This window comes from Streptomyces sp. NPDC001532 (genome assembly GCF_040298625.1).
Taxonomy (GTDB): domain Bacteria; phylum Actinomycetota; class Actinomycetes; order Streptomycetales; family Streptomycetaceae; genus Streptomyces.
The window spans coordinates 84,441-96,793 of sequence record NZ_JBEPAL010000034.1 but is presented as its reverse complement, the minus strand read 5'-3'; the positions used below and the strand labels follow the sequence as shown (position 1 = coordinate 96,793).

The window sequence follows — 12,353 nt, the reverse complement described above, 5'->3', positions numbered from 1 at the left end:
GAGCACTGCAACGCGAAGTCCAGCGCGATCTCCAGCCCCAGCTCGCGGGCCCGGTCCACGAACCGGTCGAAGTCCTCGATCGTCCCCAGCTCCGGATGCACCGCGTCGTGCCCGCCCTCCGGCGAACCGATCGCCCACGGCACCCCGACATCCTGCGGACCCGCCGACAGCGTGTTGTTCGGGCCCTTGCGGAACGTGCTGCCGATCGGGTGAATCGGCGGCAGGTACACGACGTCGAAACCCATCTCCGCGATCGCCGGCAGCCGGCGCTCCGCCGTCCGGAACGTGCCGTGCGGCCGCTCCGCCGTCCCCTCGGAACGCGGGAAGAACTCGTACCAGGACCCGAACAGCGCCCGCTCCCGTTCGACCAGGAGGGGGTACGGCGGTGTCGTGGTGACCAGGTCGCGCAGCGGGTACCGGGCGAGGACCGCCTCCACCTCGGGCGTCAGCGCCGCGGCCAGCCGGGTGGCGACCGGCAGGGTGTCGTCGCGCAGGGTCCCGATGGCGGCGAGCACGACCGCGCGGGCGCCGTCCTCGGGCACGGCGGCCGCCGCGCGCTCGTACAGGTCCGCGCCCTCGTCCAGGACCAGTCCGGTGTCGATGCCGGCCGGGACCTTGATCCGGGCGGTGTGCCGCCAGGTGCCGAGCGGGTCGCTCCACGCCTCCACGGTGTACGTCCAGCGGCCCGGCGCGAGCGGTGTGACCTCGGCGCCCCAGCGGTCGCTGCCGGGGGAGAGCTCGTGCATCGGCGTCCACGGACCCGGCCGGCCCTCGGGGTCGCGCAGCACGACGTTCGCGCCGACCGCGTCATGACCCTCCCGGAACACGGTGGCGGTGACCGGGAACGTCTCGCCCGTGACCGCCTTCGCCGGGCGCCTGCCGCACTCCACTGCCGGACGGACGTCCCGAACCGGGATGCGCCCGATGGCCACCGTCGTACTCATGGGTCTCACCTCCGCCGTACTCGGAAGCCGGGCCGCCGTGGCCCGGCTCGGGGTCCTGCGCCGAAAGGGTGGGGTTCAGGCCCCCACCCTCGAACGCGCGCCCGACGGCGGGCCGCTCCGGGCGACACCACTCTTTCGGGGCCGGTCGTTCTGTTCCTCCACATAGGTGGTCAGCGTGGTGCGCAGATACCGTTCGGCCGCGTCGGCGGCCTCCCGCGCACACCGCTTCCCCATGAGCACGCACAAGGTGTAACCCGAGTCCTCGAAAGTCGCCCGCACCGCGCGGTCGGCCGGGGAAGCGAGCATCACCCGTTCCCAGGCCCGGTACCGCCGCAGCTGCCGGGCGACTTCGGCTCTGGCGGGTAGCAGCATGGCGCCGTTCACCTTCCGGTTCCGGGGCACTCGATGGGCACGTTCCCGACGATCGGGCCGGTGGCCGTGCACGACTGAGGGCACGGAATTCCGTTACGGCGATCGAGGCCTTCACTCATGGTGCATGCACGACGACCCAGCGTCTTGTTAGAGCTTCAATCACCGCGGTCGTGTCTCGTGTTGCACGAATGGACTAGCACCCTCACTGTGGAGGTTACTCAGAAGCGATCAGTGCTCACGCTTCGTGTCGGGGGATTCGGCCCGCTAGGGCGAGGAAGGGAGCGAGAGCCTCGCCGGTGAGGAGCCAACGACGATGAAGACCGCAGTGCCCTGCTACTACCACCTCGACGTGGAAGTCAGTCCGGAACGCGTGGGACAGGTCAGCCGCATCCTGGCCGCCCACCTCCGGTACTGGGACCTGGAGACGCTGGTCGAGCCCGTCTGCAGCGGCGCCGAGCTGCTGCTGAAGGCCATCGACGAGCACGCCTCGGACAAGAACGCGTCGATCGAGATGTGGTGGAACCGCCAGCACCTGATCACCGCCGTCGGGGACCACGACCGGGACCTGCGCCCGGACCAGGACCTCCGCGGCTGCCTGGAGCACATCGCAGCGATGAGCGACGGCTGGGGCTGCTGCGCCACCGACACCGGCAGCAAGGTGATCTGGTTCTCCCAGGGGGCCCGCGCCGGCCGGCGCGCCCCGCTGGTGCCGATCGCCCCGGCGCCCAGCCTCCGCGAGGGCCTCCAGGTGCCCCGCGAGGTACCGGTCGTCGCCCTGGCCGCGCCCGTGGCCGCCGCCGACGGCGCTCTGGAGGACGCACGGTGACGAAACAACCGCACCGGAACGACGGGGTGCCCGCGTGGAGCGGGCACCCCTACCCCCTGGGTGCCGCCTACGACGGCCAGGGCACCAACTTCGCGCTCTTCAGCGAGGTCGCCGAACGCGTCGAACTCGTCCTCGTCGACGACGACGGCCGGCACCGCACGGTGCCGGTGCACGAGGTCGACGGGTTCGTGTGGCACTGCTACCTGCCCGGGATCGGGCCGGGGCAGCGCTACGGCTACCGGGTGCACGGTCCGTGGCACCCGGCCGTCGGCCAGCGCTGCAACCCCGCGAAGCTGCTGCTCGACCCGTACGCCACCGCCGTCGACGGCCAGATCGACAACCACCCCTCGCTGTACGAGCGTTCGGCCGCCGGGCCCGACCCGGCGGACAGCGCCGGGCACACCATGCTCGGCGTGGTCACCGACCCGTACTTCGACTGGGGCGACGACCGCCCGCCGCGCCGGCCGTACGCGGACACCGTGATCTACGAGGCCCACGTCCGCGGGCTGAGCCGCACCCATCCCGAGGTGCCGCCGGAGCTGCGCGGCACCTACGCCGGACTCGCCCACCCCGCGATCACCGGGCATCTGACCTCGCTCGGCGTGACCGCCGTCGAACTGATGCCCGTGCACCAGTTCGTGCAGGACGGGGTGCTCCAGGACCGGGGCCTGTCCAACTACTGGGGCTACAACACCATCGGCTTCTTCGCCCCGCACAACGCCTACGCCTCCGACAGCACCGGTGGCCGGCAGGTCACCGAGTTCAAGGCGATGGTGAAGGCGCTGCACGAGGCCGGCCTGGAAGTCATCCTCGACGTGGTCTACAACCACACCGCCGAGGGCAACGAGAAGGGCCCCACCCTCTCCTTCCGGGGCATCGACAACTCCTCGTACTACCGCCTGGTCGACGGCGACTGGCGGCACTACTACGACACCACCGGCACCGGCAACAGCCTGCTGATGCGGCACCCGTACGTGCTCCAGCTGATCATGGACTCGCTGCGGTACTGGGTCACCGAGATGCACGTCGACGGCTTCCGCTTCGACCTCGCGGCGACCCTGGCGCGGCAGTTCCACGAGGTGGACCGGCTGTCCGCCTTCTTCGACCTGATCCAGCAGGACCCGGTGATCAGCCGCGTCAAGCTGATCGCCGAGCCGTGGGACGTCGGCGAGGGCGGCTACCAGGTGGGCAACTTCCCGCCGCTGTGGTCCGAGTGGAACGGCATGTACCGCGACGCCGTACGGGACTTCTGGCGCGGCGAGGAACACACCCTCGGCGAGTTCGCCTCCCGGCTGACCGGCTCGTCCGACATCTACCAGCACAGCCGGCGCCGGCCGCGGGCCAGCGTCAACTTCGTCACCGCGCACGACGGCTTCACCCTGCGCGACCTCGTCTCGTACAACGACAAGCACAACGAGGCCAACGGCGAGGGCAACCGGGACGGCGAGAGCACCAACCGGTCCTGGAACTGCGGCGCCGAGGGCGAGAGCGACGACCCGGCGGTGCGCGAGCTGCGCGCCCGCCAGCAGCGCAACTTCCTGGCCACGCTGATGCTGTCGCAGGGCATCCCGATGCTCGGCCACGGCGACGAACTCGGCCGCACCCAGGGCGGCAACAACAACGCCTACTGCCAGGACAACGAGGTCTCCTGGGTCGACTGGCGGCTGTCCGGGGAGCAGCGCGAGCTGATGGAGTTCACCCGGTACGTCATCGGCCTGCGCGCCCGGCATCCGGTGCTGCGGCGCCGGCGCTTCTTCCGCGGCGAGACCGCCGTGCGCCCCGACCAGCCGCTGCCCGACCTGGTCTGGCTGCTGCCCAACGCCTGCGAGATGACCGACCAGGACTGGCAGCGCTCCGACGCGCACTGCGTCGGCGTCTTCCTCAACGGCGACGCCATCGCCGAACCCGACCCGCAGGGCCGCCCGGTCGTCGACGACTCCTTCCTGCTGCTGCTGAACAGCTACTGGGAGCCCGTCGACTTCCGGCTGCCCGACGCCTCCTACGGCGAACGCTGGACGACGGTCCTCGACACGGCCGTCCCCGACACCCCGGACGAGACCGAGCACAAGGCCGCCACCGTGGTCCCGGTGGAGAGCCGAAGCCTGGTCCTGCTGTCCCGCCCGCCGCGGCGGGGGCGGGGGAGCGGTCAGTAGCGGGACGGAGCGGCGGAACGAGACGAGCGGGCGGCCCGGGAAGGGCCGCCCGCTCCTGCTCCGCCGTACCTCCCGCGCGTACCGGGAGCCGGCGGCGCCTACCGCTCCCGGCGTGACGTCACCGTGAACTGGGCGCCGTCCGGATCGCGCAGGATCGCCTCGTCGGGGGCCTCGCGCAGGACGCTGCCGCCGTGGAGCTCGGCGGCGCGGGCGCAGGCGGTGACGTCGGAGACGGCGAAGTGCACCTGCCAGTGGGGGCGGATGGCGGGGTCGGGGGCGGAGCCCAGGGCGCCGGACTCGATCCGGGCCACGACGTCGCCGCCGCTGCGCAGCACGACCTCCTCGCCCTCGTAGTGCACCTCGCAGCAGCCCGGACCGGACCTGGCCCAGTCGAGGACCTCGCCGTAGAAGATCGCGGCGTCGAAGGCGTCCCGGGTGTGGAGCCGGATGAAGGCGGGCGCCGACCGCCGCCAGGCGTCCCAGTCGCTGAACAGCTCGCCCTCCCAGATCCCGAACGTCGCCCCGTCCCGGTCGGCCAGCAGCGCGCCGCGTCCGGGCGGGAAGGAGATCGGCCCGACCGCGATGGTGCCGCCGCGCTCCTGGACCCGGCCGACGGCCTCGTCCGCGCTGCGCACCGCGAAGTACGGGGTCCAGGCCACCGCCGCGTGCCACATGCCCGCCATTCCGGCGATCCCCGCGACCGGCGCCCCGCCCGCCAGGGCGATCCGGAACCGGTCGCCGAGCTTGCCCGACCGCCACCGCCATCCCAGCACGGCCGTGTAGAACGCCTCCGTGGCGGCCATGTCCCGACTGGTCAGACTCACCCAGCAGGGTGCACCGAAGACGGAATGGGTGGAGACGACCTCCGTCGGGCGGGCGGCGGGTGTCGGGCGCTGTGTCATGGCAGTCGTTCCCTGGGTTCGTCGGGCCGGTGGCCACCGGTCTGAGACCAGTGTCCAACCGGAACCCCTCCTGGCGCCTGCCGAGTACCCCGTCGGCGGGTCGGATTCCCGGTGGCGGCACGGAGTGCCGGTGGCAGGATGGACGAGTGGCACACACACCGCGTGAACCGGCCGACGACATGGACCGGATCGCCGCGCTCCAGGAGGAGGTGGCCCAGCTCAAGGAGGCCGTCACCTCGCACGCCGTGGTGGACCAGGCGATCGGGATGATGGTGGCGCTGGGGCGGGTCACCCCGGATCAGGGCTGGATGATCCTCAAGGAGGTCTCCCAGCACACCAACATCAAGCTCCGCAATGTCGCCGAGCTGATCCTGATCTGGGGGCGCCACGGCGAGATGCCGGGGGAGATCCGGGCCGAGCTGGAGGACGCTCTGGACCGCCACGGCCCGACCCAGATCCCCGGCGCGCCGCCGGACGGGACCTAACCCGTCTCCGCCGTCAGCTCCTCCCGCAGCCGCTCGAAGCAGGCGCTGAGCAGGCGGGAGACGTGCATCTGGGAGATGCCCAGCTGCTCGGCTATGGTGCTCTGCGTCATCCCGCAGAAGAACCGCAGGTAGAGGATGGTGCGTTCGCGTTCCGGCAGGGTCTCCAGGAGCGGGCGTACGGCGACGCGGTCCACGACGACGTCGTAGCGCGGGTCGGGCCCGCCGATCGCGTCTCCGAGGGCGTACCCGTCGGTGCCGGGCATCTCGGCCTCGAGGGAGAGCGCGGTGAAGCACTCCAGGGCCTCCATGCCGGTGGCCACCTCGGCCTCGCTCAGCTGGGCGTGCGCGGCTATCTCGGCGACGGTCGGGGCGCGGCCCGGCGTCGTCTGGGACAGTTCCTTCGCGGCGCGCCGCACCCGGTTGCGCAGGTCCTGGACGCGGCGTGGCACATGCAGGGTCCACATGTGGTCGCGGAAGTGGCGCTTGATCTCGCCGGTGACCGTCGGAACGGCGTATGCCTCGAAGGCGCGGCCCCGCTCCGGGTCGTAGTGGTCGACGGCCTTCACGAGTCCGAGGGCCGCCACCTGGTACAGGTCTTCGAGAGCCTCTCCGCGCCCGCGGAAGCGGACGGCGATGCGCTCGGCCATGGGCAGCCAGAGCCGGACCAGATCGTCGCGCAGGGCCTTGCGCTCGGGGCTGCCCTCGGGGAGTCGCTGGAGCCGCTCGAAGGCCTGGGTGGTGTCGGGGGCGTCGTCGTGGGGGTGCTGCTTCGTTCTGCCGGCCGTACGCATGGTGCGCGTGCCTCCCTCAACGGGTGCCGGATGGACGGACACCGTGGGAGGAGCGTTCGGCGCCGGCATGCGGGACGCCGGGGTCGCCGGCGCAGGGGCTCCCACGGACGTGCCTCCTGTCCGAAGCACTTCCTTGGCAATTCCCCGGACAAAACGGGACGAAACGTCTGCGGTGGATTCTCCGGCGTTTTCAGCTTGAACAACAGTGCTCCGGCTCGCCCCGGAACGTGATGTGCGGCACTCCCGTCCGCCCGGCCGCGCGGGCGGCGGCGGATTCCCCCTGCCCACGGCTTGATCGCCGCTCCCGGCCCGGGAATCGCCCGACACGGCGCGTTCCACACATTTGACAGTGCGCTCAGCCCACGGATAGGAAGCAGGCCGGTAGAGGTGGAGAGGTGCAGCGTGTACGAGCCGAACGTGGTCGGGGACTGGCAGGAGTACGACGAGCATGCCGGTCTGCGTCTGCGCGTCCACCGGCTGGAGCAGGCCGAGCCGCCGCGCGGCCGCGACGACGCCGCCGACGGGCTGATGTACTTCCGCCTCCGCGTCACCATCGAGAACCGCGGCACCGAGCGGTTCGGCGTCCATCTGGAGGACGGCCAGATCGATGTGCGGATCGGCTCCGACGGCGAGAGCGCGTTCATGGACTGGCGCAACTCGCAGTTCATCGAGGGCTACGACCTGTATCCGCTGCGCCGGGCCACCGCCGTGCTGTACGCGGCCGGGCCCGAGGACGCCCTGCGCCAGGTGGACGTGCAGATCCAGCTGCGCGTCGACGACGAGTGGGCCGACCGCCGGATGTGGTCCGGCGGCATCGGCCTGCCCGAGGGGACGGCCTGCGCGCATCCGCCCGCGGGCCGGGACAGCCTCGCCCACCAGGTGAGCAACTTCCTGCGCGATCAGGCGGAGGAAGGCACCGCCTGACCGCCGCCGCCCACGCCGTCCGCCTCCGTCGCGTGACCGGTCAGTGCGGGATGGCGTCGATGATCTCGCGGGCGCCCTGGCGCAGCAGCGCCACCGCCACCGAGGTGCCCAGCGTGGCCGCGTCCAGCCGGCCGGCCCACTCGTGGGCGTTCAGGCGCGTCTTGCCGTCCGGGGTGAACACACAGGCCCGCAGGGACAGTTCACCGCCGTGGTCCATACGGGCGTAACCGGCGATCGGGCTGTTGCAGTGCCCCTGGAGGACGTGCAGGAACATCCGCTCTGCGGTCGCCTCCCGGTGGGTGGCGGGGTCCCCGAGGGCGCTGACCGCGTCGATCAGCTCGGTGTCGTCCTCGCGGCACTGGAGGGCGAGGATGCCCGCGCCGATCGGCGGCATCATCGTCTCCGGGGACAGCACCTCGCTGATCACGTCCTGGCGGCCGATGCGCTCCAGGCCGGAGACCGCGAGCAGCAGGGCGTCCGCCTCGCCGTCCGCCAGCTTCGCCAGCCGCCGGTTGGCGTTGCCGCGGAACGGCACGCACTCCAGATGCGGGTGGCTGGCGGCCAGTTGGGCGATCCTGCGGACCGAGGACGTGCCGACGCGGGTGCCGTCGGGCAGCTCGTCGAGTGTGAGGCCGCCGGGGTGCACCAGGGCGTCGCGGATGTCGTCGCGCTCGAGGAAGGCCGCGAACACCGTGCCGGCCGGCAGGGGCCGGTCGGCGGGCACGTCCTTCACGCAGTGCACCGCGAGATCGGCCGCGCCGGCCAGCAGCGCGGCGTCGACCTCCTTGGTGAAGGCTCCCTTGCCCTCCACCTGGGAGAGATCTCCCAGCCATTTGTCGCCCGTCGTCTTCACGGGGACGACCTCGGTGCGGACGCCGGGATACCGGGCGGCCAACTCCCCGCGCACACGCTCCACCTGGGCCAGGGCCATGGGCGAGTCGCGGGAGACGATACGGATCAGTTCCGGAACGGACATGGCGGACACGATAGACCCTCCGGCGGTCGTCTTCCGACGGCTGGTCTCGACGGCCGGTCAGTTCTCCTCGGCCGGTCAGTTCTCCTCGGTCGGTCGGTTTCCGACGGCCGGTCGGTTTCCGGCGGGCAGCGTGAAGCGCACCTTCTCCGCGGACCGCGCGCCGAGGCGGTCGTAGAAGCGGATCGCGCCCTCGTTCCAGCCGGGTGTCTGCCACTGCACCTCGGGCAGGCCGAGGGCGCGGGCCTCGGCCGTCACCGCGTCCATCAGCAGCGCGCCGAGTCCGAGGCCGCGGTGGCCGGGGGCGAGGAACAGGCAGTCCAGGTGCAGGTACTCGCGGCCGTCCCAGGTCGACAGCTCGGGGGCGCAGGTGGCGTAGCCGACGACCGCACCGTCCGGTGTCTCGGCGACGAAGCAGCGCAGCCGGGGCGCCGGGGTGTCGAACAGCAGCGTGTGGAGGCGGGCTGCGAGGCCGGGTGCGGGCGGTGCCGCGCGCTCGTACTCGGTGTGCAGGGCGGCCAGTTCGGCGACCCTGGGCAGATCGGCGGGCCGGGCGGGCCGCACCCGGGGCGCGTCGCTCATCGGACCGTCCCCTCGACGGTGTCCGCGCTCCAGGCGGCGATCCGGGCGTTCAGCGGGCCGGTGCCGTCCAGGACGTGCCGGGAGAACGCCTCCCGCTCGTGCGCCAGCAGCGCCGCCTCCCAGACGCAGGGCGCGAGCCCCGCCCGTCCGGGCCGCAGCAGTTCGGGACGTCCGGCCGGACCGGTGAAGAGCGCGAGGTCCGCCATGTGCCCCTCGATCCAGGTGTGCACCAGGACATAGTCGCCGTCGCCGCCCGCGTGCGCGATCAGCACCGCGAGACCGAGGGAACCGCGCTGCCGGCCGAGGGCCAGGTGGCCCTCGGCGATCCGCAGCGCGGCCTCGACGTCCGGCTCGCCGGCCGTGCGGCCCGGCGCCCGGAGGACGTAGGTCTTCACCAGATGGCCGGCGGCCGTCCGGGTGCCCGCCGCCCGCGCGGTACGGGCGTGATGGCCCTCGGCGAGGGCGAGCAGGGCGTCCGGGTCGACCACCGGCGGCAGGGCCTCGACGGCGCCGGTCACCGGCGGCCGTGCCCCGGCCGCCGAGGGCGTGTTCACATCATGATCCATCCGCACATCATCCGCCGTGCGGGCGGGCGCGGACCAGGGGGTGGCTCAGGCGTACGGGTCGAAGGTGATCCCGGACGGCTTCGCCGAGGCGAGGTGGCCCGCGAAGTTCGCGTCCTTCAGGCCGAAGTTCGCGCTGCCGAAGTCGTAGGCGCTCAACTTGTCCCGCACACCCGCCGGGTAGCCGTTCCAGCCGACCAGCGGCGGGTACTGCCAGGTGCCCTTGTGGTTCTCCGGCGGCTCGTCGTCGGCGGTGCCCAGGCGGAAGCAGTGCGTGCTGATGCCGTCCTTGTGATAGACGACCTTCGCGTGCGTGCCCTCGAAACGGACGCCGGAGGCCGCGGTGACGGTGAACGAACCGTGGTTGGAGGTCGAGACGTACTTCACCTGGCCGCTCTGCACCCACACCACGACGTGCTCCCAGTCGTGGCGGTGGCCGCCGAGGCTGGTGCCCGGCAGGGCCTGGTCCTTCTCGAAGTACAGGCCGTACAGGTAGCCGCACCAGCCGTTGTTGCACTTGTAGCGCGAGTAGCTGTTGGTGTTGTCCAGGTCGGACGCGTCCCGGCAGCTGCCGTTGAGGGCGCCGGTCGGGTTCAGCCCGCTGTTGACGGTGCCGTCGGCGCTGATCGCGGGCGTCGGGTAGCAGCCGTCGGTGTCGTAGTCGAACGCCGGCTGGTAGGTGAACTCGGCGGCCTCCGCGGCGGCGGGCAGGGCCGGCGGCGGGGCGGCGAAGGCGGTGGCGGGAAAGGCGATGACGAGGGCGGCGGCGCCGGCCAGGCCGGTGAGCCATCTCCCGCGGTGCGACACGAACTTCTGCGACGACGACACTGCGTCCTCCTCCGGGATCCGGGCGCAGCCCAACGGCTGTGGGGGGAAAGGCAGTTCAGGATCCCGGCAAACACCGGCCGTGCCAAGGGATCACGGATGACCCGGTGGTGAAACGCAGCTCAACAGTGGGTTCCCGGAGATCCGTCAGGCGCCGGGCTCCGGCAGGTCCGCCGACGACTCCTCCGGAGCGAGGTCGGGCCGCAGACGCAGCCACGACGGCTGGCGCAGCAGTCCCGCCCGGGTGCGGGTGCTGTAGCGGACCTCGCCGACCAGCCGGGGCAGCACCCAGTGCGCGCCCGGCGCCGCCGGTCTCGGACGGAACGGGCAGACGTCGGTGGCGAGGTCCGCGAGCAGCGCCGCCAGCTCGGTCCGCTCGGCCTCGCTCCAGCCGGTGCCGACACTGCCTACGTAGCGCAGCCCGCCGGCGGCGCGCTGGCCCACCAGCACCGCGCCCGGCAGACCGGTCAGCCGGCCCTTGCCGGGCTGCCAGCCGCCCACGATCACGTCCTCGCCGACCATGTTGCGGATCTTGATCCAGGCACGGGAGCGCACCCCCGGCTCGTAGCGCGAGTCCAGCCGCTTGCAGACCAGCCCCTCCAGCCCGTGCTCCCGCGTGGCGCGCAGCGCCCGCTCGCCGTGCCCCACGAGCGCGGCCGGCGTCGACCAGAACTCCGCCCGGAGCCCCAGCTCCTCCAGCCGAGCCCGCCGCTCGGCGTACGGCAGCGCGACGAGGGAGCGGCCCGCCAGGTGCATCACGTCGAACAGCACCAGATGGGCCGGCACCTGGGACGCCCGGCGCGCGGCCCGCGCGGGCGCGTGCGCCAGGCCCATCCGGGACTGGAGCAACTGGAAGTCGGCACGGCCCTGTTCGTCCAGCGCCAGCACCTCGCCGTCGAGCACGGCGGGCGTGGCGCCGAGGGCGCCGCCCAGGGCCAGCAGCTCCGGGTAGGCGGCGGTGATCTCCTCCCCGGACCGGGCGCGCAGCACCACGCCGCCGTCCCCGGCGAGGTACACCACCACGCGCTGGCCGTCCTGCTTGGTCTCGTACGCCCACCGCGCGTCCTGGGCGGCGGGCGGCAGGGTGCCGGGGGTGGCGAGCATGGGGGCGATCAGCGGCAGGGTCACGGCTTGAGATGTCGACACCACCGGGCGCCGCCACGCGCACCGGACGCCGGTTTCCCCTGAACGGCGCCGCGCCCGCGCCGTTGCGTAGGCTTCCGTTCCGGGAACCGGCCGCCCCGGCGGCCGGCCGCGACGGCTCCAGGGACTGGCCGTCGGCGGGCCGAGCGAAGTCCCGTGCGGTGGTGATCATGGCGGGCAGGGCGTCGGTGCGGGCACAGCAGGTCAGCGAGACCCGGGAACAGATCCTGGCCGCGGCCGAACGGCTCTTCGCCGAACGCGGGGTGTACGCGGTGTCCAACCGCCAGGTCAGCGAGGCCGCGGGGCAGGGCAACAACGCCGCCGTCGGCTACCACTTCGGCACCAAGGCCGACCTGGTCCGCGCCATCGTCCGCAAGCACAGCGCGCGCATGGAGGAGATCCGCACCCGGCTGCTGGCCGACACCGGCGACTCCGCCGACGTACGCGACTGGGTGGGCTGCCTGGTGCGGCCGGTCACCGAGCACCTGGACCGGCTCGGCAGCCCCACCTGGTACGCGCGGTTCTGCGCCCAGGTCATGACGGACCCGGCGCTGCACCGGATCATGGTCGAGGAGTCGCTGTCCTCACCGGTGCTGCGGCAGGTCGTCGACGGGCTGCGCCGCTGTCTGCCCGACCTGCCCGCCGAGGTGGGGGCCGAGCGCGCCGCCATGGCCCGCCAGCTGATCGCGCACATCTGCGCGGAACGCGAGCGGGCCCTCGCCGAGCACAGTCCGACCCCGCGCGCCGACTGGCACGACGCCGCCACCGGCCTGATCGACGCTATCGTCGGCATGTGGCTGGCGCCGGTGACCCACGGGCGCTGACCGCTCGGGGCGCGCCCGGTCTCCGCAGTGCCAGTGCGGAGACCGG

At 72.7% G+C, this 12,353-nt stretch carries 14 protein-coding genes; 5 read left to right on the top strand and 9 right to left on the bottom strand.

The genetic code is table 11. The features are described 5' to 3' along the window. Both ABT232_RS27365 and ABT232_RS27360 read right to left on the bottom strand, forming a co-directional pair. Positions 1-944, bottom strand: a 944-nt coding sequence (locus tag ABT232_RS27365; RefSeq protein ID WP_351844553.1) for a maltotransferase domain-containing protein, incomplete at its 3' end; no start/stop codon positions are given. Between the two features lie 75 nt (positions 945-1,019). Next, positions 1,020-1,316, bottom strand: a complete 297-nt coding sequence (locus tag ABT232_RS27360) for a DUF5133 domain-containing protein (RefSeq protein WP_351844551.1) — start codon at positions 1,314-1,316, stop codon at positions 1,020-1,022. A 313-nt stretch (positions 1,317-1,629) separates the two neighbouring features. Here ABT232_RS27360 and ABT232_RS27355 point away from each other — a divergent pair, with 313 nt between their 5' ends. Then, entirely contained in the window at positions 1,630-2,142 is a 513-nt protein-coding gene (locus tag ABT232_RS27355; protein WP_351844549.1) for a pep a2, read from the top strand. Then, positions 2,139-4,295 carry a glycogen debranching protein GlgX gene (glgX, locus tag ABT232_RS27350; RefSeq protein WP_351844547.1) on the top strand — a complete coding sequence of 719 codons (2,157 nt, stop codon included), beginning with the start codon at positions 2,139-2,141 and terminating at the stop codon, positions 4,293-4,295. Before ABT232_RS27355 ends, glgX begins: the two co-directional genes overlap by 4 nt. A 98-nt stretch (positions 4,296-4,393) precedes the next feature. Here glgX and ABT232_RS27345 read toward each other — a convergent pair whose 3' ends face one another. Next, complete coding sequence (locus tag ABT232_RS27345) at positions 4,394-5,197, bottom strand: VOC family protein (protein ID WP_351844546.1); 804 nt, start codon at positions 5,195-5,197, stop codon at positions 4,394-4,396. Between the two features lie 179 nt (positions 5,198-5,376). Between ABT232_RS27345 and ABT232_RS27340 the strand changes: the two genes are divergently transcribed. After that, the gene (locus ABT232_RS27340) at positions 5,377-5,682 is read left to right on the top strand and encodes an ANTAR domain-containing protein (protein WP_351844561.1); all 306 of its coding nucleotides are present in this window, start codon (positions 5,377-5,379) and stop codon (positions 5,680-5,682) included. On the opposite strand, the gene ABT232_RS27335 is transcribed toward ABT232_RS27340, so the two are convergent. Further along, complete coding sequence (locus ABT232_RS27335) at positions 5,679-6,473, bottom strand: SigB/SigF/SigG family RNA polymerase sigma factor (RefSeq protein WP_351844544.1); 795 nt, start codon at positions 6,471-6,473, stop codon at positions 5,679-5,681. The genes ABT232_RS27340 and ABT232_RS27335 overlap by 4 nt on opposite strands. A gap of 402 nt (positions 6,474-6,875) precedes the next feature. Between ABT232_RS27335 and ABT232_RS27330 the strand changes: the two genes are divergently transcribed. Beyond that, positions 6,876-7,397: a hypothetical protein gene (locus ABT232_RS27330; protein WP_351844542.1), complete on the top strand. Its 522-nt coding sequence runs from the start codon at positions 6,876-6,878 to the stop codon at positions 7,395-7,397. Between the two features lie 40 nt (positions 7,398-7,437). Here the strand turns inward: ABT232_RS27330 and hemC are convergent, their stop codons facing one another. The 5 genes from hemC to ligD all read right to left on the bottom strand — a co-directional run bounded on the left by hemC (position 7,438) and on the right by ligD (position 11,468). Then, entirely contained in the window at positions 7,438-8,373 is a 936-nt protein-coding gene (hemC, locus tag ABT232_RS27325; protein WP_351844539.1) for a hydroxymethylbilane synthase, read from the bottom strand. Positions 8,374-8,448: 75 nt separating this feature from the next. Beyond that, positions 8,449-8,952, bottom strand: a complete 504-nt coding sequence (locus ABT232_RS27320; protein ID WP_351844537.1) for a GNAT family N-acetyltransferase — start codon at positions 8,950-8,952, stop codon at positions 8,449-8,451. Beyond that, the gene (locus ABT232_RS27315) at positions 8,949-9,518 is read right to left on the bottom strand and encodes a hypothetical protein (protein ID WP_351844535.1); all 570 of its coding nucleotides are present in this window, start codon (positions 9,516-9,518) and stop codon (positions 8,949-8,951) included. Before ABT232_RS27315 ends, ABT232_RS27320 begins: the two co-directional genes overlap by 4 nt. 45 nt (positions 9,519-9,563) lie before the next feature. Then, on the bottom strand, positions 9,564-10,343 hold the full coding sequence (locus ABT232_RS27310; protein ID WP_351844533.1) for an NPP1 family protein: 780 nt from the start codon (positions 10,341-10,343) through the stop codon (positions 9,564-9,566). 144 nt (positions 10,344-10,487) lie between these two features. Next, positions 10,488-11,468, bottom strand: a complete 981-nt coding sequence (gene ligD, locus ABT232_RS27305) for a non-homologous end-joining DNA ligase (protein ID WP_351844531.1) — start codon at positions 11,466-11,468, stop codon at positions 10,488-10,490. A gap of 185 nt (positions 11,469-11,653) precedes the next feature. Here ligD and ABT232_RS27300 point away from each other — a divergent pair, with 185 nt between their 5' ends. Then, positions 11,654-12,307, top strand: coding sequence for a TetR/AcrR family transcriptional regulator (locus ABT232_RS27300; protein WP_351844529.1), 654 nt, complete (start codon positions 11,654-11,656; stop codon positions 12,305-12,307). Positions 12,308-12,353: the final 46 nt, after the last annotated feature.

What these genes read in the sequence shown, in the direction of transcription:
- ABT232_RS27360 (WP_351844551.1), bottom strand. Translation starts at nt 1,316, where the DNA reads ATGCTGCTACCCGCCAGAGCCGAAGTCGCCCGGCAGCTGCGGCGGTAC.
- ABT232_RS27355 (WP_351844549.1), top strand. Translation starts at nt 1,630, where the DNA reads ATGAAGACCGCAGTGCCCTGCTACTACCACCTCGACGTGGAAGTCAGT.
- ABT232_RS27345 (WP_351844546.1), bottom strand. Translation starts at nt 5,197, where the DNA reads ATGACACAGCGCCCGACACCCGCCGCCCGCCCGACGGAGGTCGTCTCC.
- ABT232_RS27340 (WP_351844561.1), top strand. Translation starts at nt 5,377, where the DNA reads ATGGACCGGATCGCCGCGCTCCAGGAGGAGGTGGCCCAGCTCAAGGAG.
- ABT232_RS27335 (WP_351844544.1), bottom strand. Translation starts at nt 6,473, where the DNA reads ATGCGTACGGCCGGCAGAACGAAGCAGCACCCCCACGACGACGCCCCC.
- hemC (WP_351844539.1), bottom strand. Translation starts at nt 8,373, where the DNA reads ATGTCCGTTCCGGAACTGATCCGTATCGTCTCCCGCGACTCGCCCATG.
- ABT232_RS27320 (WP_351844537.1), bottom strand. Translation starts at nt 8,952, where the DNA reads ATGAGCGACGCGCCCCGGGTGCGGCCCGCCCGGCCCGCCGATCTGCCC.
- ABT232_RS27315 (WP_351844535.1), bottom strand. Translation starts at nt 9,518, where the DNA reads ATGGATCATGATGTGAACACGCCCTCGGCGGCCGGGGCACGGCCGCCG.
- ABT232_RS27300 (WP_351844529.1), top strand. Translation starts at nt 11,654, where the DNA reads ATGGCGGGCAGGGCGTCGGTGCGGGCACAGCAGGTCAGCGAGACCCGG.